15 protein-coding genes are annotated in these 19595 nt (G+C 47.3%); 11 read left to right on the top strand and 4 right to left on the bottom strand.

Annotated features, from left to right (window positions below):
• Window positions 1–138: 138 nt before the first annotated feature.
• Window positions 139–285, bottom strand: a complete 147-nt coding sequence (locus ACSHX2_RS10480) for a hypothetical protein (RefSeq protein ID WP_435692894.1) — start codon at window positions 283–285, stop codon at window positions 139–141.
• A gap of 179 nt (window positions 286–464) precedes the next feature.
• Here ACSHX2_RS10480 and ACSHX2_RS10475 point away from each other — a divergent pair, with 179 nt between their 5' ends.
• The 7 genes from ACSHX2_RS10475 to ACSHX2_RS10445 all read left to right on the top strand — a co-directional run bounded on the left by ACSHX2_RS10475 (window position 465) and on the right by ACSHX2_RS10445 (window position 6299).
• Window positions 465–1157: a MotA/TolQ/ExbB proton channel family protein gene (locus ACSHX2_RS10475; protein ID WP_435692893.1), complete on the top strand. Its 693-nt coding sequence runs from the start codon at window positions 465–467 to the stop codon at window positions 1155–1157.
• Window positions 1158–1163: 6 nt separating this feature from the next.
• A complete protein-coding gene (locus tag ACSHX2_RS10470) occupies window positions 1164–1577 on the top strand; it encodes an ExbD/TolR family protein (protein ID WP_435692892.1) in 414 nt (137 codons plus the stop codon).
• A gap of 2 nt (window positions 1578–1579) precedes the next feature.
• Window positions 1580–2362, top strand: a complete 783-nt coding sequence (locus ACSHX2_RS10465; protein WP_435692891.1) for a hypothetical protein — start codon at window positions 1580–1582, stop codon at window positions 2360–2362.
• Window positions 2363–2663: 301 nt separating this feature from the next.
• Window positions 2664–3911 (top strand): beta-ketoacyl-ACP synthase II, encoded by a 1248-nt coding sequence (fabF, locus tag ACSHX2_RS10460; RefSeq protein WP_435692890.1) that lies wholly within the window; start codon window positions 2664–2666, stop codon window positions 3909–3911.
• Window positions 3912–4113: 202 nt separating this feature from the next.
• Window positions 4114–4707: a hypothetical protein gene (locus tag ACSHX2_RS10455; protein WP_435692889.1), complete on the top strand. Its 594-nt coding sequence runs from the start codon at window positions 4114–4116 to the stop codon at window positions 4705–4707.
• 18 nt (window positions 4708–4725) lie between these two features.
• Window positions 4726–5754, top strand: a complete 1029-nt coding sequence (locus ACSHX2_RS10450; RefSeq protein ID WP_435692888.1) for a hypothetical protein — start codon at window positions 4726–4728, stop codon at window positions 5752–5754.
• A gap of 152 nt (window positions 5755–5906) precedes the next feature.
• Complete coding sequence (locus tag ACSHX2_RS10445) at window positions 5907–6299, top strand: acyl-CoA thioesterase (RefSeq protein WP_435692887.1); 393 nt, start codon at window positions 5907–5909, stop codon at window positions 6297–6299.
• Window positions 6300–6576: 277 nt separating this feature from the next.
• Here the strand turns inward: ACSHX2_RS10445 and ACSHX2_RS10440 are convergent, their stop codons facing one another.
• Window positions 6577–8871, bottom strand: coding sequence for an FdhF/YdeP family oxidoreductase (locus tag ACSHX2_RS10440; protein WP_435692886.1), 2295 nt, complete (start codon window positions 8869–8871; stop codon window positions 6577–6579).
• Window positions 8872–8992: 121 nt separating this feature from the next.
• On the opposite strand from ACSHX2_RS10440, the gene ACSHX2_RS10435 reads away from it, so the two are divergent.
• From ACSHX2_RS10435 to ACSHX2_RS10425, 3 genes are all read left to right on the top strand, one after another.
• Window positions 8993–9844 carry a fumarylacetoacetate hydrolase family protein gene (locus ACSHX2_RS10435; RefSeq protein WP_435692885.1) on the top strand — a complete coding sequence of 284 codons (852 nt, stop codon included), beginning with the start codon at window positions 8993–8995 and terminating at the stop codon, window positions 9842–9844.
• 288 nt (window positions 9845–10132) lie between these two features.
• On the top strand, window positions 10133–13627 hold the full coding sequence (locus ACSHX2_RS10430) for a DEAD/DEAH box helicase (RefSeq protein WP_435692884.1): 3495 nt from the start codon (window positions 10133–10135) through the stop codon (window positions 13625–13627).
• A 118-nt stretch (window positions 13628–13745) separates the two neighbouring features.
• Entirely contained in the window at window positions 13746–14663 is a 918-nt protein-coding gene (locus ACSHX2_RS10425) for a c-type cytochrome domain-containing protein (RefSeq protein WP_435692883.1), read from the top strand.
• A gap of 72 nt (window positions 14664–14735) precedes the next feature.
• Here the strand turns inward: ACSHX2_RS10425 and ACSHX2_RS10420 are convergent, their stop codons facing one another.
• Together ACSHX2_RS10420 and ACSHX2_RS10415 are read right to left on the bottom strand one after the other, a co-directional pair.
• The gene (locus ACSHX2_RS10420; RefSeq protein ID WP_435692897.1) at window positions 14736–15926 is read right to left on the bottom strand and encodes a peptidase M42; all 1191 of its coding nucleotides are present in this window, start codon (window positions 15924–15926) and stop codon (window positions 14736–14738) included.
• A 70-nt stretch (window positions 15927–15996) separates the two neighbouring features.
• Window positions 15997–17196 (bottom strand): bifunctional 3,4-dihydroxy-2-butanone-4-phosphate synthase/GTP cyclohydrolase II, encoded by a 1200-nt coding sequence (locus ACSHX2_RS10415; RefSeq protein WP_435692882.1) that lies wholly within the window; start codon window positions 17194–17196, stop codon window positions 15997–15999.
• 147 nt (window positions 17197–17343) lie between these two features.
• On the opposite strand from ACSHX2_RS10415, the gene uvrB reads away from it, so the two are divergent.
• A complete protein-coding gene (uvrB, locus tag ACSHX2_RS10410; RefSeq protein ID WP_435692896.1) occupies window positions 17344–19500 on the top strand; it encodes an excinuclease ABC subunit UvrB in 2157 nt (718 codons plus the stop codon).
• Window positions 19501–19595 lie beyond the last annotated feature (95 nt).

Genomic DNA, 19595 nt, shown 5'->3' with positions numbered 1-19595 from the left:
GTGAGGAGTGAGGAGTGAGGAGTGAGGAGTGAGGAGTGAGGAGTGAGGAGTGAGGAGTGAGGAGTGAGGAGTGAGGAGTGAGGAATTAGGCGTCATATGTTAGATCGCCCTTCCAGGGCTAATTGTTTTAATTGCCTATTAACCCAGCGCTACGCACTGGGCTTTGACGGGTCGCCCCATCCGAACTGGTTGAGACAGATCGGCGCTGAGACGCTGCCGCCCTTGGTCATTCTGGAGAATGCAGAAACCTTTGAGCAATACGACAGCTCGGTAGAGAGCTAACACAATGTGTTTATTAAAGATGGATGAAGTGTGTATTGCCAATATAAATTGTTAGAATATTTGGAATGGTCGCATGGGTGATACGAAATGTTCTAAGATCCCTCTATTATAAAGGTAGGATTTTTAATTTGGATGTATTCTGGATTTGCAGTTGGTTTGGCTTTGGGTATTGTGTTTAGACGATGTGGGAATTGATTAACCAAGGGGGATCTCTGGTCTGGGTACTGCTGGCGCTAACGTTTGTGGCGACAGTGGTAGTGCTGGAGCGCATTTTATTTTTTCAGAGGAACCGGATTCATGTGGGTAATCTTATTTTAGGGCTTGCGAATCATGTTCGGAAGAAGGCATATGGTGAGGCTATGCATGAGGCGGCAAGGGCTCCAGGCCCTGTGGCTAGGGTGGCGCATGCTACGCTGATGAGGCATCATTTACCTCGCACGGATTTGCGCGATATTGCGCGTGAGGCTGGCCAGTTGGAGGTTCCGAGGATCGAGAAGAATTTGCGTGCGTTGTATGCCGTGGCTTTGATTGCTCCGTTAGTGGGGATGTTGGGGACTGTTTTGGGTTTGATCGAGACGTTTGGTGGGATGCAGGAACGCTCTGGTTTTTCATCAGCTAAAATGATTAATGACGGTGTGCATGAGTGTTTGATTACTACTGCACTAGGCTTGATGGTGGCGGTGCCGTGTTATTTATTTTACATGTATTTTATAGGGAGGGTGAAGCGGATGGTTCACAGTATCGAGCGGGCCGGAATAGAGATGGTGAATGTGATTTGTGATTCTCGCGAGGCAACGAGTGACATTGTTTCTTTCGGTGATCGGGCGAAGGAGGCTCGGGAATATAGGGCTGACCCTGAGAGTGCTAATAATTAAGCATCAATGAATCTAGAACTGACATTGCCGGAGAAACCTGGTTTTTTACATGGGTTACCATTGATTGATCTTTTAGCACTGGTGATGCTTTTTCCTCTACTGACGACTTCATTGGCTCCGCAGGCTGGTGCTGAGGTGGAGCTGCCGGAGACTAATTTTCGTCTACAACGGGTTTCAAATCCTATTGTAGTGAGTATCACTGGCGGTGCTGATCCACAGTATTGGGTAGGTAAGGACAGGGTGGAGCGTGGTGCGCTGCTGGATGCTGTGCGCTTACGTGCTGAGCAGTGGCAGGAAGGTGGTTCTGCCGCGGTGCTTTTGAAGGTGGATAAGACGGCTCAGAGTTATGGCATGGATGTATGTTATGAGCTCCTGCGTGAGGGATACCGAACGCTGTGGGGTGCTAAACTAGCTCAATAGGAATGATTTTTTCTCACAAGAAGCGGTTACAGCGTGATAGGGATGCTGGTTTGGTGTTTACTTGGCGTGGTAGCTTTGGTGGAAATAGGGGCGGTTTATTATTGGCGTTTTTGATGACTTCAGGCTTATTCGCATTTGCTTTTTGGGGAGTAAGCTTGGATTTGACATCGACAAAGCCCGAGTCGCGACAGGCGGCTAAAATTTTGCTGTTGGATAATATTTCGCCGGAGATGGCACTATGGATCGATCAGCATACGCCATTTCCTAGTAGGTGGGATCCGCAATACGATGTAGAGCATCAGGGTCGTGTGGATGTTGCGTTAGAACTAATGTATAAAGAGGTGACTGTGCCACCGAGTCCATGGCGCGAGATGCCTGAGATGGCGCATTCAGTGGTGGCGAGCCCACGATTAATCATTGATGGTGAGGTAGACCTGGGTGATTTACCAATGGTGAAAGATCAAGTTGTGGAGCCAATGGTTTTGGCGCTTGATGTAAAATTGAAGGGTTATGGTGCGATGGCTAAGCGTGTTCCAGAGGAGTTAAAGGGGTTTGACATGATGATTCCAAGACAAGCATACGGGATGACTCGGAGGTTTACACTGAGTCTACGTGCTGACGGGAGTGTGTTAAATTGCACACCTGTGGATTGGGAGGATAGTGAGTTTGATCGAGAGCTGGAGAATTGGGTGCGCCTGCAGAGTTATAGTTCCGCTGACAAGCCGGGTATCGAGTTAGGTGAAGTAAATGTGACGGTGGAGGTGATGGCGCATGTTGGAAATTAGTTTCCAGGATATGGCGATATCAGTTCTTGCGCTGGCGATGCTGATGGTGGGTTTTTTGTTATTAGGTCGAAGGTCTACTATGCGACAACGTGGGCGGAGAGCTCAGCGAGAGATCTTACGCTGTGATGTGTGCGGTTTTCTCTATAAGGATGTCGGACCAGAGCGCATCATTCCTTGCCCCCAGTGTGGACGTGCTAACCAGAGAGGTAGAGATAAGTCTCTAGGCTGAGTGTGGAGTGAATCTAATGATGAGACTTGCACATATGGCAATGGGGTGAATAATCCTTGAAATCAAATTTTTATGAACGAACGCAGAGTAGTTATTACTGGTATCGGAACCGTTAGCCCCTTGGGTAACGATCTCAACTCCACATGGGAAGGCCTCAAGGCTGGTAAGAGTGGTATCGATTATATCACCCAGCTGGATACAACAGACTACCCAGTTAAAATCGGGGGTGAGGTGAAGGATTTTGATCCTAAGCCATTTTTTTCAGACGCTAAGGATGCACGCCGAGCTGACCGCTATACTCAGCTAGCTATGGCAGCTTCTAAGATGGCGATGGAGGACTCTGGTATGGATCCTGAAGCCGTAGATAAGACACGCGTAGGCGTAATGGTCGGCTCAGGTATTGGTGGTCTTGGTACACTTGAGCGAGAGCATGAGAAGCTTATCGCTCGCGGTCCTGGACGCGTGTCTCCATTTGTTATTCCGATGATGATTTCTAATATCGCTTCTGGGATGATTTCAATGGAGTATGGATTCGGTGGTCCAAACATGGTTATCGTGACTGCGTGTGCAACTTCTAACCATAATATTGGTGAAGCGTGGCGGATGATTAAGTTTGGCGATGCTGATGCATTTATTGCCGGTGGAGCAGAGGCTACAATGTTACCAATGGGGCTTTCTGGCTTTGCCAACATGAAGGCGCTTTCTACTAGAAATGATGATCCACAAGGCGCGTCCCGCCCATTTGATATAGGTCGTGACGGCTTCGTGATGGGTGAAGGTGCAGGTGTTGTGATTCTTGAGGAGCTCGAGCACGCTAAGGCTCGTGGCGCTAAGATTTACGGCGAGCTCGCTGGCTATGGTGTGTCTGCAGATGCGTATCATCTGTCAGCTCCATCTCCTGATGGTTCGGGCCCATGCCGAGCTATTCATATGGCGCTGAAACATGCGAAGATGAATCCTGAGGATGTTGATTACGTGAACGCTCACGGCACATCGACTCCGCTCGGTGACATTTCTGAGACTACTGCTATCAAGCTGGCTTTCGGTGATCATGCTAAAGATAAGCTTGTCGTAAGCTCTACTAAGTCAATGACTGGACACCTTCTAGGTGCAGCAGGTGGAGTTGAACTCACAGCGTGTTTGATGGGAATGAGAGATGGAATCGTAGCCCCCACGATCAACCTTCATGACCAAGACCCACTGTGTGACCTAGATTATTGCGCCAATGAGGCACGTGAGATGGAGATCAATGTAGCTCTCTCGAACTCTTTCGGCTTTGGTGGTCACAATGCTACGATTTTGGTGAAGAAATTCTCCTAATATAGACCAGCTCTAATTTTTTTAGCCCGCTAGACAGAATGTTTAGCGGGCTTTTTGTATCTATTTAGCTTACTGGTGATGAGTAGTTTGTGTGATTTATAAGTCTAACAATAGAGGTCTTCATATTGAATATGTCTTTACCTGAAACAGATTCATCCTCTAGGGTAGAATGATTCTATTTATGGAGACCCCACACACATATATGTCTAAAGAAACCCCTCAATCTTGGGAGCAACGCCGTGCTACTGCTGAAAAGCTGTATGCAAATAAAGAGTATAAAGCTGCAGCTGACCTTCTATGGGAAGGCGGAGAGTTACCCTACCGCAGTGCAGATGTTGCGCTTTGCGTGAAATTACTTTCGAGAACACGCCAAGAGGATGCCATGCGTGTTTTACAGGAAACGATGAGGCGTAACGTCGGAATGGCCGAGGAGAATTTGGCGCTTGCGAGTGCTTTCTACCAAGAAGGTATGCCGCTGTTAGCTGCACGGTTTTATGGTGCGGCTCTAAGTGTGAGTAATATGTATTTTGAAAATCATTTTGAGAAGGAATCACTCTGGTATGATGACTATAAGGTTCTTCTAGAGACTTGGCAGGAATCTGACCAACGACCTATGCCTAGCCCTGAGACTGCTATGAGCAGCTTCTTGGGTAAAGCTAAGACCTTTATGGAGTACACTCAGCGTATTACACAGGTAGCTCCTGTGACTAAAGCTAGCAGTGCCGATATATCCGTAGATCAAAGCGCTAGTGACGCGCCGCGACCTAAATTAAATTTCCCGCAACCAAACAACTAAAGTTAGAAGGTATAAAAAATGAGTGAGACCTTATCAGATAATATGTCACCCGAGACAAAAATTTATTTAAACTTAGTTGATGGAGATCCCCATAATTGGGTGTTGCGGAAGGAAGCTGCTCTGAGGCTATATGACGATGGTTTTTATGAGATGGCTGCTGACATGGTGTGGAATGCAACTGAAATTCCATCTACCGATATGGATATAGCATTTGCAGTGAAAATGCTCTCTCGAGCCAAGCCTAATAGGAGTATCCGCTTGGTTTATGAATTACTGCGCCAGAATTCAGGTAAAGCTGAGCAAGCGATTGCTATGGCAAACGTGTTCAATTTAATTGGCTATCCTATGTTGGCGTCACGCTGCTACGGAGCAGCGGTTAGTATCAATGCTGACTTTTTTGATATAGGTTTTGAGCGCGATGCTTTCTGGAGTGATGACGAGCGCACATTAGAAAAGAAGCTTATTGAATCAGAGTTTGATAGGCATGCACATTTCGCACTTCAAGGGCGAGAGCTTCAAGGTGAGCCAATTCGTTTTGGTGATCTAAATGGAGAGTTAGATAAGGATTCATTTAAAGCTGCGTCAGAAGCTGCTGCGTTAGGCGATGTGACAGGGTTAGTCCCAGCGTTCGAAAAATTACAGGTTGTGATGCAGCCTACTGCTCGAAAGGCCGATAAAAGGGAAGCAGTTCCCATTGCACCTGAGGCCAAGACACCATCCGGTGGTGATCATGCCGCACTCTATGCAGATAGAGTGGGTGTTTCACCTCAGCGCGTAGCTGAGGCGAAATTATTGTCACAAGCTTTACCTCCGACAAGAACTGCTCATGCAGAGCCTCCTGCGACTCCTACTGAGCAGGAAGCTCAGGCTCCTGCGCCTACAGTTCAACTTCAGGTGCCGAAGGCTCCTCAACAGGCGCCTCCTACAATAAAGCTAAATTACGGCCCCTCGAGTAGTCAGCCATTGAAGCAGCAAGCCGACACTCAGGAGCTAAAAGGTGCACCTATACCTTTACTGAAGGTTAAAAAAAATCCGGAATCGGAGTAGATATCGACACAGTTTTATAAAGGTAATTGAGCTCACTGTGGGGAGATTATTTACATCCGTGTGCTAAGTTTGGTGCTCAGCCTGCGTGGCTCGTGTGTTGTGAAAATAATTTTGGTATTCTCGTGTAATCTTAGTCGTGTAGAGTATCGGTCATGAAAAGCTTTGAAGTGTTTGAGCGCCGAGTGAACTTTGGTGATACCGATCTAGCCGGCATCGTACATTTTACTAACATTCTGCGTTATGTGGAAGAGGCTGAACATGCTGCCATGTTTTCTGTTGGTGTTGCTCCAATAAGTAAAAAAGGTGGTTTTCCTAAAGTTCACATCGATTGCGATTATAGATCACCACTGCGTTTTGGGGATGTAGCCGAGGTGAGAGTCGAAATTGTTAAAGTGGGAGGGAAATCTCTCAGTTGGGAGTTCTCTGTCACTGTGGCGGGAAAGACTGTGGCTGAAGGTTCTCTAGTAACAGCTTACATGAATAATAAGGGTGAAGGGGCTGCGATCCCGAAGGAGATAAAAGAACTGCTAGTAATACCAAACTGAGTTCCAAAAGAGACAAATGTGATTTTACTGAAGCTTGGGGAATAGCGCGTTGCGGACGAAGTGAAGGCTGGGCGCTATCCTGTTGAATCTGCGTTATTCCTCAGTCACGGTGCTCGCACCGCTCCTTCGTCACGCCTTGATTGACCAGGAAATCACTCCAACATTAGTCTCTTTTGAATCGCAGAGTGGTATAACTAAGTAAGTTTTACTATTATTAAAAACAAATGCCCGAGACTGAACGAGTCAGCTCGGGCATTAATGTGAGTTAGTTTATCACTTACATCACTTCTAGGCTGATTTCGATTGCCTTGGAAGTAGGGGTGTTAGAAATGTCTGCGGTACTATCAATAGGCACAAGTACGTTGGCTTCAGGGAAGTAAGCAGCTGCGGATCCTCGAGGCATCTCGTATGGTATCGCGAGGAAACCTTCTGCATGTCGTTCGCCATCATCCCAGTGGCTCGTGATTTTTAGTTTTTGCACAGGTTTGATGCCGCGCTCTTTCATATCATCCGGATTAAGGAAGATGATCATGCGCGCATTTCCAATACCCCGGTATCGATCGTCTAGACCGTAGATGGTAGTGTTGTACTGATCGTGAGAACGGAGAGTTTGAAGGATGAGGCGACTGTGATCCTTTTTCTTGAAAATACTCAATTCTGGAGCGCTGAAATTAGCTTTACCGTTAGGTGTGTCCCAAATGCGTTGTTTAACATTGTTAGGAAGGTAGAAGCCAGCTGGCTTACGAACACGAATATTGAAGTTCTCAAATCCAGGTATTGTAGCTTCGATAGCGTCACGAATGAGGTCGTAGTTGTCAGCGAATGCGAGCCAATCAATAGTTTCTGTATTACCAACGACTTTGTGTGCGAGATTCGCAACGATTGCCGACTCGGACATGAGACGTTTAGAGATAGGTTTTAGGCGACCGGTAGAGGAGTGGACGATGCCCATGGAGTTTTCACAGGTGATGAACTGAGGGCCTTCCTTTTGGATATCTGACTCGGTTCTTCCGAGACAAGGCAGGATGAGTCCAGTCTTGCCGGTGACAAGTAGCGAGCGATTGAGCTTAGTTACGACGTGGGCAGTTATATTACACTTCTGAAGTGCTTCAGCGGTGAAGTCTGTGTCGGGTGCGGCCTGGAGGAAGTTTCCACCCATAGCTAGGAAGAATTTGGCTTCGCCTTTGTGCATGGCGTGGATGGCTTCTACTACATCGTAGCCGTGCTTGCGCGGGGACTCGAATTTAAAGACTTTTTCTAGCGAAAGGTGGAACGATTCCGGGAGTTTTTCATAAATCCCCATGGTGCGATCGCCTTGTACATTGGAGTGTCCACGGACAGGACAGAGGCCTGCACTTTCACGCCCGAGAGCGCCGATCATGAGGTGTACATTGACGACCTCACGGATAGTATCTACGGAGTTTTTGTGCTGCGTAAGACCCATAGCCCAGCAGGTGATGAGCTTTTTGTCTTTCGCGATAATCTTGTCGGCAAGCTTTTCAATTTCTTCACGACTAATGCCAGAGTCTTCTATAATGCGTTCCCAAGTAGTATTCGCGCATGCTTGAGCATACTCTTCAAAACCAGCTGAGTGCTCAGCTATGAACTCGCGGTCAATCACGGACACCGCGGATGCTTCATCACGAGCAAAAATGGTTTTAGCGATACCTCGGAATATAGCCATGTCTCCATTGACTTTGACTTGTAGGTATTGGTCCGCAAGTGGGGTGGCAATATTTAAGGCACCTTTAAGATTTTGCGGATGAGCGAAGCCTAGAAGCCCCGCTTCGCGTAATGGGTTAATAGCAACTATTTCACCGCCATTTTTCACACAATGCTCCAATGAGGCTAGCATACGTGGATGGTTTGTCCCAGGGTTCTGTCCGACACAGATAATAACATCTGCGGTGTGAAGGTCATCCAGAGTGACTGTGCCTTTTCCAATACCTACGGATGGTCCAAGTGCTGATCCACTGGATTCGTGGCACATGTTTGAGCAATCTGGAAGATTGTTAGTTCCGTAGTTCCGTGTGAAAAGCTGATAAAGGAAGGCGGCTTCGTTGGATGTACGTCCTGAGGTGTAGAATACTGCTTCGTCTGGGTGGTCGAGCGATTTGAGCTCATCCGCCATCAGTGTAAAGGCGTCATCCCACGAAATAGCTTGGTAATGTGTGGCTCCTTCACGCAAAACCATGGGACTTGTTAGGCGTCCTTGTTGGTCGTGCCAGTAGTCACTTTTTTGCATTAATTCATCAATTGAATATTTAGCGAAAAAGCGTTCATCGATGATTTTTGATGTTGCTTCTGATGCGATAGCCTTCGCACCGTTCTCACAGAACTCAGTCATAGCTCTATGATCGTCAGGATCTGGCCACGCGCAAGAAGGGCAATCGAAGCCACCCATTTGATTGAGATCGAGCAAAGCCTTAGTACCGCGTACAGGCCCGGCGGTGGACATGACTTGTTTAAGAGATGAGATCACGGCTGGGGAGCCAGCTGCCCAAGTCTTAGGGTCTTTCCTTGTTAAGGGTGCGTCTTCAGATTGCATATTACTATGATTAATGATGTGCATGAGAGATTCAATGACTCATATCATTTTTGTATAAATTGGGCAAAGCGTTGCACGAAAATGAGGGGCGATTAATGCTTTTTTATCCATTGTTGAGTCTCAGAGTGTGTGATACGATGCTTAAATGCGTTTGGTAAGGTTTGGTGAGGCTGGTTATGAGGAGCCTGGTGTGGAGCTAGACGATGGACGCTTGATGGATGCTAGCTCGGTTTTTAGAGATTTTGACGAAGGTTTTTTTGCATGCGGCGGACTCGCATCGCTCGAGCAATGGGTGAAGGATGGTTGCCCTGAGGGGATTGAGGTAGGTGATAATGTGAGGAGAGGTGCGCCAGTGAAACGACCATCAAAAATCATCTGTGTAGGAATGAACTACAAACAGCATGCGATGGAGTTTGATCACTTGATGCCTGAAGAACCCATTTTATTTATGAAGGCAACGAGCGCATATTGCAGCGCCAGTGAAGATGTGCGTATGCCCAAGGGGAGCTTGAAGTTAGATTATGAAGTCGAGCTTGCCATCGTGATCGGTCGCACAGGTAGTTACATTGAAAGGGAGGATGCTCGTGAGTATATTGCAGGGTACTCTGCTATTTGCGATTATAGTGAACGCGCTTTCGAAGAGGAGCTTAGTGGACAATGGGTGAAGGGGAAAAGTGCAGACACCTTCGCGCCAATGGGGCCATGTATGGTGACAAAGGATGAGGTCACAAATCCTAACGCCTTGAGGTTATGGTGTAAGGTGAATGGTGAGCTCAGACAGAATGGTTGGACCGGTGATATGCGGTTCGGGGTGGATTACTTGGTGAGTTATATTTCTCAATTCATGACCTTGCTACCAGGGGATGTGATAGCCACTGGAACACCTGCTGGAGTAGGAATGGGGTACGATCCCCCTAGGTATTTACAAGCGGGAGATAGTGTTGAGTTCGGCATTGATGGCATAGGGTTTAATAGTCAACGCGTTGTGTCATCTTGATGACGCGTTAGCTTTCATCAAACACATATAAAACATCGTCCATTATACGTGTGCTTATTGCCCGTAACTCGATTAATATAAGTCTATTCAAGTTTATTTTTTTGAGTAAATAGAATCTAATTTTCTGTTAGGAAAATAGAACACGCTTTTTCTTGCGTGAAGAGGGAATTGGCTTATAAAGTCGCATTCCACTGATTTGTGAGCGTGACACATTTGTTACTAGATATGTCACTCTCGCGGAATTTCGTGCCCTTTTATAAGGGTCAGACACACATACCGAACATTCAAATGAATCCGGATAGAGCAACACTCAACTTTCTAAATAGCTTCCCCGAAGAAGCACGTAATAGGGGCGACGACCTTCAGCAAGAAGGCGCAGTCACTCAGATTTTTGGTAACCACCTTTTCATTCAAGGGAGAGTGGAAGACAAGACCGGTACTTTCCGTACCAGTCTCCGCCTTCAAGGTAACCGTTGGTTTGGCAGTTGTACTGCTGAAGATGAATTAATCGCTGGCGCATGCCTCTATGCTACGATGATGGAGCGTATGCACCGTGGCGAGGACCTACCTGAAAGCCCTAACGAGTTTGATGACACTCCAGTCATTGACCTTATTGAAGAGAAGCTTGATCGCGAGCTTGACGATAAGGAAGCTGAGTTTGTTAGCAAGGTAGAGAAACGCTATCGCCGCTATGTGATCGAAGGTGAAATGCACGATCATGACATGGTGCGTTTGAATCCACGCTGGGAGATTGTCACTTACGATCCACTTGAACTCTGGCCAATGCCTCCAGGAGATATTCTAGAATTCTGGAACTATCTAGCATACGCATTTTACAAGAAACGCCTCCCTTACCCTGAGTTCATGAATGCTGTCACAGACCTAGAGGATGTGCAGAAGAAGATGAAAGACTGGGAGAAGGAACGTGAGATCGCTGAGTGGTACGAGCGTATCGAAGACGTGAACGAACGCCCACCTGCCGAGAAGCCGATCGAATGTGATTTCCGTATCGTTTCGACAATGAATGAAGCTCGCGTAGAAGTACGTGAGAACAAAGGTGAGTGGCTTATCCTGCGCGAGAAGAATGATATTGAGCGTTTGGTCACTCTTTTTGCATCTGCTGCGCTTCGCATGGATTCTCAAAGCCAAGTTATTTGGGAACACTATCTCGCATTTTATAATGGTGAAGGTGTGGCAACAATGGATCTCGACACGGAACAAGCGTGTCGCTTCATGAACCGACTTTTCCGCCAGCCAGCACTCAAAGGATACATCGTAAACCTCGATGAGAACTACTATAAAGTAGTGAAGGAACCACTGAGGTGGGTATGTGAAGATGATCCATACCATCCTGACAATTTTGCACTCCAGCTCGTAACTGATGAGGGCATTAATGTGTCTCACTCAGTACGATTACTACCAGGACGTGAAGAGCTCTATCAATCTGATGAGACGGTCTTCCCTGGACCATCACGCTGGTTAGAAGATACAGATGTGATGCCACGCTACATGATCCCTAAACAGGTGATTGACTCGCTCGAGGGTGTTGAGTTTCTTCGTAAAATCGGCGCAAAACTTCCTGACACACTCAAGAAGCGCGTACTAGATCTCGATCTATTCCCACGTTTTGAGATGCGTATCGAGCAAGGACTCACAGCTGCAGAGACTGAGCACTTAGTAATCAATGTACTCGCTCTTGAGAAAAAAGATCGCCGTACTGAGAAGCTCGTCAAAGAGGGCTGGGAGCTAGTCGAGCAAAAGCCTGTTAAAGGTAAGCAACTCCTCCGATTTGCACGTGAAGAACTCTACCCTGTACCTGGTTTACTCCAAGAAATGGGTCTGACATATGACGATAAACTCGAAGAGTTTAAGACCCGTGTGACCAAGCTATTCCCTGAGAAATTTGCGGAGTGGGCTCAGAACCTACCTGAAGCAATGCAGGTAGAAATGGACTTCAAGCTTAAGACACTTCTTGCTGACCCAGTATCTGCAGCGATTCGCTTCGAGGTAGTTAACCAAGACATTGACTGGTTCGATCTTAAAATTGTAATCGATGTAGAGGGTGTAGAGCTTACCAAAGCTCAGATCCGTCAGTTAGTCGCTGCTCGCGGTGGCTATGTACGTATGGAAAATGGCGGCTGGATGCGTCTCGAGATTAAACTCGACCCAGACCAACACGAAGCGGTTACTCGCCTCGGCCTAGATCCATTTGACTTATCTGGCGAAACTCACCGTATGCATGCGCTCCAGTTAGCTGATCCGAAGGCTGCAGAAGTGTTTGATCCAAAAGCGTGGAAGCGTATTAAAGACTCTGCGCATGATATTCAAGTCAACCTTGATACTCCTGTGCCAGACGGTCTCAATGCGACTCTCCGTCCATATCAAGTGGATGGCTTCCGCTTCCTTACTTACCTCTCTACGAACCGATTCGGTGGTATTCTTGCGGATGACATGGGTCTTGGTAAGACGATCCAGTCTATCACTTACATTCTCTGGCTGCGTAGGCAGGCTTTAGATGCAGGCGAAAAACGTCCAGCATTGGTTGTCTGTCCTAAATCAGTTCTTGATGTATGGGCTACAGAAGCGGAGAAATTCGCTGCTGAACTGAAGGTGAAAATACTTCGTACTCGTGACGATCTTATTGTGGATGAAGCGCAGAACGAGCTCGATCTAGTTGTTCTCAATTACGCTCAGCTCCGTGTTTGCGGTGAAGATCTTAATAGCATCAAATGGCTGACAGTTATTCTCGATGAAGGTCAACAGATCAAGAATCCTGATTCTAAGGCTGCTAAGTCAGCTCGTGAGCTGAACTCTGCTAACCGCCTCGTTCTTACTGGTACGCCTATTGAGAACCGCTTGATGGATATGTGGTCACTCATGGCATTCGCAATGCCTGGTGTTCTCGGTTCCCGAGCATACTTCAAGAAGCGTTTTGATAAGCGTAAAGATCCGTCATCTCAGACACGTCTTGCTGCGAGACTTAGACCATTCCTACTCCGCCGTACTAAGCTCCAAGTAGCAAAAGACCTTCCGCCACGTACGGAAGAAGAGGTCTTTGCTGTCATGGAGGGTGTGCAGTCTGACATGTACAAGGCTGAACTTAAGCGTATCCAAAAGGCTCTACTCGGGCTGGATTCTGATGAAGCAGTGAAGAAGAACTCCTTTGCTATTCTTCAGGGACTTATGCGTTTGCGTCAGATTTGTTGTCACCCAGGACTTATCGATCCGAAGTATCTGAAGGAGGAAAGTGCAAAAATGATTGCTCTCTTCTACCTACTCGACCAGCTCCGTGAAGAAAGTCACAAGGTACTCGTATTCTCCCAGTTTGTTTCCATGCTCGACATCATTAAGGCGCGCCTCGAAACCGAGAGCCGCCCTTACCACTACCTCACAGGTCAGACTAAAGACCGTAAGGGCGTGATCGAGAGCTTCCAGACAACTAAGGACGCGTCCGTATTCATGCTTTCACTCAAAGCGGGTGGTGCTGGTCTTAACCTCACCTCGGCATCCTATGTTATTCTTTACGATCCATGGTGGAACCCAGCTGTGGAAAACCAAGCGATTGACCGTACACACCGTATTGGTCAGAAGAATAAGGTTATCGCATACCGTCTTCTTACTCGTGACACAGTGGAGGAGAAGATTCGTGTTCTACAACACCAGAAGACAGCGCTTGTTACTAACGTCCTTGGTGATGAAGGTTTCGCAAGCAATCTCGGGGTCGATGACTTGCAGTTCATTCTCAGCCACGGTGGAGACATGTTCGGCGAGGAAGAGGCTTAATAATTTCGTTTATACATAACACACTCAAAAGCCCGGGCCCGTCAAACGGCTTCGGGCTTTTTTATTAGAGAGATCTATGTAATTTTTCCTACACAGTTCCGTAGTAATTACTAGCAAGATGATGAATCAGAAAAATTGGACACGCATAGCACAAGGGGTTTGTGTATTGTGCATTATATTTACACTGCTGCTGCCAAGCTTTGCTGAGGTAGGCTTCGCCAACCCGAAGACCGCGAATTCAGCAGGTTTGTGGGTGAATTATTTTGGGGGATTTCACGCTATCTTTCTCCATTTGCCGATTGGCGCTATGAGCTATGTCTTACTGACTGAAGTGATGTCATTAGTGACGAGTGGTCGCTGGCGAGTAGATACGCGATTAGCTCTAGGATTCTCTGCGATTATGGCTCTATTCGCTACAGTGTTCGGTTATTGTTTGTACCTAACAGACCAATATCAAGCAGGTGAATTACTAGAGGAGCACAAGAGGGATGGTATTCTATTTACGGTTTTGGTCTTTACCTCCTTGGCTGTAAAGTTGCAGTGCTACATTGGGAAACCTTGGTGGAAGCTTTGTTTTGGGGTGCTTCTGAGCGTCAGTTTTTTAGTGATGCTTTCTGCTGGTCACCGCGGTGGTGAGATCACTCATGGTGAGCCAAATGATGCGTGGCCAAGTAAGGTTTTAGAAAAACGTCAAGCAACTGAAGCTAAAGCAGCTCAGCCTGAAGTCTTCCTTTATCAAGATATCGTTCAGCCCATTTTAGAAGAAAAATGTGTGAATTGCCATGGTGCTGAAAAGCAAAAGAGCGGGCTTAGAGTGGATACCATCGATTACATGTTAGAAGGCGGTGAAGAAACAGCCTGTTTGGTACCGGGGGACTTGGAGGATAGCTCCTTAATAACTTACCTTCACCTTCCACTTGATGATGACCTACGTATGCCTCCAGAGGGCAAGAAGCAGCTCACAGAAAAGGAGATCGAGTGGTTAGAGCTGTGGGTAGAGATGGGAGCTAGCGCAGATATTAAAGTCGCGCCATAGAAGACGGGGTTTTCATTTAAATAAAAAAGGGCGCCGAGTTGGCGCCCTTTTTAGCATAGAGATGTATTTTCTCTATTTGATTGGTTTCGCACAGTCGAGACGTGGGTGACCCTGTTTCAGGTCGTCACGCGTAAGGCCTTTGCCGTTGTTCATACTGTCCATGGAGCGGAAAGTCGCAACCATGCCGTGGATAGCGGCTATTACGTCACTGGTATGACCGGTTTCAGAAATAGTGTGCATGTTACGGATAGGGAATCCGATGGATGTGGCAGCACAGTCAAAGCCTGCGAGCGCCGCAGCCATAGCGTCAGTACCTGTATCGCGACCAGCGAAGTCCATTTGATAAGGAATACCTTCTTTCATGCATGCTTCCTCAATGATTGTGTTGAGATGTTCGCTTGTGATGGAGCCCTTAGTGATGGAAAAACCTTTGCTCATGGCGAGCGGATTCATGCGTTTCGAGCTCATACCAGGAGCGGCATCGTAGTCGTGATTGACATCTGAGCCGATTAGGATGTCAGGCTTAAACTCACCCGCAATAGCTGTCGCTCCAAAGCGCCCGATTTCCTCATGGGTCGCAATAGTGTATAGAATACGGATGTTCTCGAGTTTCGACTTAGCAAGAATTTTTGCAATTTCAGTAACGACGAAACAGCCGAGACCATTGTCGAGGTATGCTCCATAATAAGTGTCGTCGGAGAAGCCGCGCTTGATTGGGCGATTAAGAATGATCGGGTCACCTGGGCGAATGCCAAGGGCTTCGATCTTCTTTTTAGGATCAGCTCCGTACATCTGGAGCTCGAGGTACATCATCTCCGGCTTGAGGCCTTTATCGCCTGTGCGCTGAGCTGGCTCAGAGAAGTGAATGGCCCCGAGGGCTTCGATAGTGCCGCCTTCAATACTTTGGTAGTTACCGGGCTTTTTTGGATCTTGGCAGAACAGCGTGACTTCATGACCCACAAGCGTGCAGGGAAGGAAGGAGTCGGTGTTGACCCAAATTTTACCATTGGAATCAATTTTGCGAACTTGCAGGCGAATCTTATCAGCGTGACCAATAATCATCACACTCGTCATATCGTCACGCCCAGGGTGAGTGTCGACCACGATACCAGCATTTCCTTTAAACTGATGGATAGCCCAATCTTTTGGTATGAACTTCTCGAATGCTGGCTTGAGAACTCCGTAGGACATGGAGGCTTCGAGGCCGATAGGAGAGGGGGCGGCGAGGACTTCACGCATGAAGTCGAACTGAGCTTTTGGCATGGGCTTCTCCCATGCTTGTTTGATTTTTTTAGACACGTCTTAGATTTAGAATAAAGAATTGAGAAAGTGGTTAGAGCAAGTGGTCCATGCGATCTTTTTTAGTCTGCAGGTACTTTTCGTTGTGCTCGTTTGCGAGTTGGCGGATTGGAAGTTGTTCGACGATCTCGAGACCGTAACCCTGGAGTCCCACCATTTTTTTAGGGTTGTTGGTTAGGAGTCTGATCTTACGTATGCCTAGATCATGGAGTATTTGTGCGCCCATACCGTAATCACGCAGGTCAGCACCGTAGCCTAACTTTTCGTTCGCTTCTACGGTGTCGTAGCCTTGTTCTTGGAGTTTGTAGGCGTGAATCTTTGCTGGGAGCCCGATACCGCGACCTTCTTGGCGGAGGTAGAGTAGGACGCCGCCTTCGGCGGAAATGTGTTCAAGCGCTTGGTGGAGTTGCCCACCACAGTCACAACGGCGGGACATGAAGACATCACCAGTAAGACACTCTGAGTGGACTCGGACGGTGACTGGCTCGCTAGAGTTGATTTCACCTTTTACCAGAGCAAGGTGGTGTGAGTCATCAGTATCGATCTCGTAGAGGTGGCAATCAAACTCACCAAAGTCGGTAGGTAATTTGATTACTTCAGAACAGTGGACCAGCTTTTCTGATTTCCGACGGTATTCGATGAGCTGCGCGATAGTACAGGCTTTTAGACCGTGCTGTTCTTGGTATTCTCCAAGATTCCCAACGCGTGCCATGTCACCGTCTTCATTCATGATTTCACAAATAACGCCTGCGGGTTCGAGACCAGCGAGACGGGCTAGGTCTACAGCGGCTTCCGTGTGACCAGTGCGGCGAAGGACGCCACCTTTAACAGCAGCTAAAGGGAATACATGACCTGGCTTCACCAACATATCAGGTGAACTCTTAGGATCTGCCAGGATCTTCAGGGCTGCAGCGCGGTCTGCTGCGGAAATACCAGTGGTGATACCATGTGCGGCATCTACAGAGACAGTGAATGCTGTCTTGAGAGCTTCGGTATTGCGTCGGCTCATTTGTGGTAGATCCAGCGCATCTGCCTGTTCTTCAGAAATGGGTGCGCAGATGAGGCCACGTCCGTGGGTGGCCATGAAGGCCACGATTTCTTTTGTGACTAATGAAGCTGCGCAAATGAGATCTGCCTCATTTTCGCGGGTTGGGTCATCGGCACAGATGATAATCTTGCCAGCTGCGATGTCTTCGATGATTTCTTCGATAGGACTGAAAGTGAGTGCGCTCATACTTTTGATAGAGGAACCATTGTGCAGCTAGGTGGAAAAAGAAAGTGATTTAAGACAAAAACCTTCCTTCGCTGGTATACTGCGTTTGGGGATTTTCCGCATAGGTAGGATTGCCGATTGCTAGAACTACGCTATTCTGGTGCCGATATGTTTGATTTAGTCAGTGATTATACGCCGCAAGGTGATCAGCAGCAAGCAATTGAAAAAATTGTCAAATCCTTGCGTGCTGGAAACACTCACCAGACAGTACTAGGTGTCACTGGATCTGGGAAAACATTCACCATGGCAAACATCATTAAGGAGGCGCGTAAGCCTACTTTGATCATGAGTCATAACAAGACTCTGGCAGCGCAGCTTTATTCAGAGTTTAAAACATTTTTCCCTAACAATGCCGTCGAGTACTTCGTGTCCTACTTCGATTATTACCAACCAGAGGCATATATTCCAGCATCCGACACCTATATTGAGAAGGATTCAGCAGTAAATGATGAGATCGAGCGACTGCGTTTAAGCACGATGGGTAGTCTACTCACGCGCGATGATGTGATCGTGATTGCCTCAGTGAGCTGCATCTACGGCTTGGGGTCTCCGGATGATTATAAGGAGATGATGCTGACCATTCAGGAGGGAATGGAGATGGGCCGTGATGATTTTCTAGAGAAGTTAGTGGAGCTGTTATTCGAGCGCAACGACGTGGCATTTCAACGTGGACATTTCAGAGTCCGGGGCGACGTGGTAGAGGTGCGACCAGCTTACTTAGAAGACACCGCGATACGCGTGGAGTTTTTCGGGGATGAGATTGATCGCATTTCTGAGGTCGATGCTATGAGCGGCAAGAAGCGTGGCAGCATGCCGCATTACCTCTTTTACCCAGCGAAGCAATTCGTCACCTCAAGTCCGAAGCTTAAAAAGGCGATTCAAGAAATTCGCAAGGAAATGAAGGAAACGGTGGCGGCATTTGAGGCCGAAGGGAAGTTGATTGAAGCACAGCGGATCAGAATGCGCACAGAGTATGATATCGAGATGATGCAGGAGATGGGTTTTTGTCAGGGGATAGAGAACTACTCACGTCACGTCACGGGTCGTGAGAAGGGAGCTAGACCATACACTTTGTTAGATTTCTTTCCTGAAGATTACTTATTGTTAGCGGATGAGAGTCACGCGACTATCCCACAAGTAGGTGGAATGTTTGAGGGTGATAAGAGCCGGAAGACTATGCTAGTAAATCATGGTTTCCGACTACCTAGCGCGCTTGATAACCGCCCATTGCGCTTCCAGGAGTTTATGGAAATGACCCAGCAGCGAGTCTATATATCGGCAACGCCTGGACCATTCGAGATGATGAATTCTCGACCTGAGAATAAAAGTTATGTCCCGTGGAAGAGGGGCGAGATTTCGGCGAATCAGGCCATCAAGATGCTGCGGAAGCAGCTGAGCCCGAGTCCATCAAGTGAGCGAGTAGAAGACTTTGATGTTGAAAAACGAGGTGCTACTTTAATAGCTGAGCAGATTATCCGCCCCACTGGGTTACTCGACCCAGTTTTGACATTGCTGCCTTTAGAGGGGCAGATTGATAAAACGATCGAGCTTTGTCGTGAGCGCATTAAAAAGCATGAACGTGTGTTGGTGACTACCCTGACCAAGAAGACGGCAGAAGACCTAGCAGATTACCTTGAGAAAGTAGGGTTAAAGGCTCGTTATTTGCATTCTGACATTGATACAGTTGAACGCGTTGAGATTCTTCGAGCATTGCGTGCTGCAGAGTTTGATGTGCTGATCGGTATTAATTTATTAAGAGAGGGCCTGGATCTCCCTGAGGTTTCTTTAGTCTGTATTTTGGATGCAGATAAGGAAGGATTCTTACGGAATGAAACGAGCTTGGTACAGACGGCGGGACGTGCAGCACGTCATGTGAATGGAGAATGTGTACTGTTCTGCGATAAGGTTACCGATTCGATTCAACAGCTATTAGATATTACCGCCTACAGGCGAGAGATTCAGATAACTCATAATGAGAAGCATGGAATCACACCTCGGAGCGTGATCCGCGCGGTACAGAAGAGCTTGCAGGAGCATTATGAGGTAGATAAGGAAGGAGCCGCTCTATCGAAGTCTATGGTGGCCGAAGACGAAGTGACCTATAATGCGCTAGAGTTGATCTCAGAATTACAGAAAGAGATGCGTGAAGCGGCAGGTAAACTAGAATTTGAGAGGGCTGCTCACCTAAGAGACCAGATCGAGCAATTACAAGCTAAGCGATCAGCAGACAAAGTAGTAAAAAAAGTAAATTACAAAGATGTGTGATAGTAGCCTGAGAGATCTCCTTAAGAGACGGGTTTTTGGATGACTTGAGAAAATAAAAATGCCAAGCAACTTTCGCTGCAAGGCATTTTTATTAG

Origin of the sequence: Rubritalea sp., from assembly GCF_051252225.1 — a bacterium.
Taxonomy (GTDB): domain Bacteria; phylum Verrucomicrobiota; class Verrucomicrobiia; order Verrucomicrobiales; family Akkermansiaceae; genus Rubritalea.
Note: the sequence above shows the minus strand (reverse complement) of the source record. Positions and strands in the feature narration are given on the sequence as shown.

Bases quoted from the DNA above. Each gene is read 5' to 3' on its own strand.
- ACSHX2_RS10475 (WP_435692893.1), top strand. From the start codon at position 465: ATGTGGGAATTGATTAACCAAGGGGGATCTCTGGTCTGGGTACTGCTG.
- ACSHX2_RS10470 (WP_435692892.1), top strand. From the start codon at position 1,164: ATGAATCTAGAACTGACATTGCCGGAGAAACCTGGTTTTTTACATGGG.
- ACSHX2_RS10465 (WP_435692891.1), top strand. From the start codon at position 1,580: ATGATTTTTTCTCACAAGAAGCGGTTACAGCGTGATAGGGATGCTGGT.
- fabF (WP_435692890.1), top strand. From the start codon at position 2,664: ATGAACGAACGCAGAGTAGTTATTACTGGTATCGGAACCGTTAGCCCC.
- ACSHX2_RS10455 (WP_435692889.1), top strand. From the start codon at position 4,114: ATGTCTAAAGAAACCCCTCAATCTTGGGAGCAACGCCGTGCTACTGCT.
- ACSHX2_RS10450 (WP_435692888.1), top strand. From the start codon at position 4,726: ATGAGTGAGACCTTATCAGATAATATGTCACCCGAGACAAAAATTTAT.
- ACSHX2_RS10445 (WP_435692887.1), top strand. From the start codon at position 5,907: ATGAAAAGCTTTGAAGTGTTTGAGCGCCGAGTGAACTTTGGTGATACC.
- ACSHX2_RS10440 (WP_435692886.1), bottom strand. From the start codon at position 8,871: ATGCACATCATTAATCATAGTAATATGCAATCTGAAGACGCACCCTTA.
- ACSHX2_RS10435 (WP_435692885.1), top strand. From the start codon at position 8,993: ATGCGTTTGGTAAGGTTTGGTGAGGCTGGTTATGAGGAGCCTGGTGTG.
- ACSHX2_RS10430 (WP_435692884.1), top strand. From the start codon at position 10,133: ATGAATCCGGATAGAGCAACACTCAACTTTCTAAATAGCTTCCCCGAA.
- ACSHX2_RS10425 (WP_435692883.1), top strand. From the start codon at position 13,746: ATGATGAATCAGAAAAATTGGACACGCATAGCACAAGGGGTTTGTGTA.
- ACSHX2_RS10420 (WP_435692897.1), bottom strand. From the start codon at position 15,926: ATGCCAAAAGCTCAGTTCGACTTCATGCGTGAAGTCCTCGCCGCCCCC.
- ACSHX2_RS10415 (WP_435692882.1), bottom strand. From the start codon at position 17,196: ATGAGCGCACTCACTTTCAGTCCTATCGAAGAAATCATCGAAGACATC.
- uvrB (WP_435692896.1), top strand. From the start codon at position 17,344: ATGTTTGATTTAGTCAGTGATTATACGCCGCAAGGTGATCAGCAGCAA.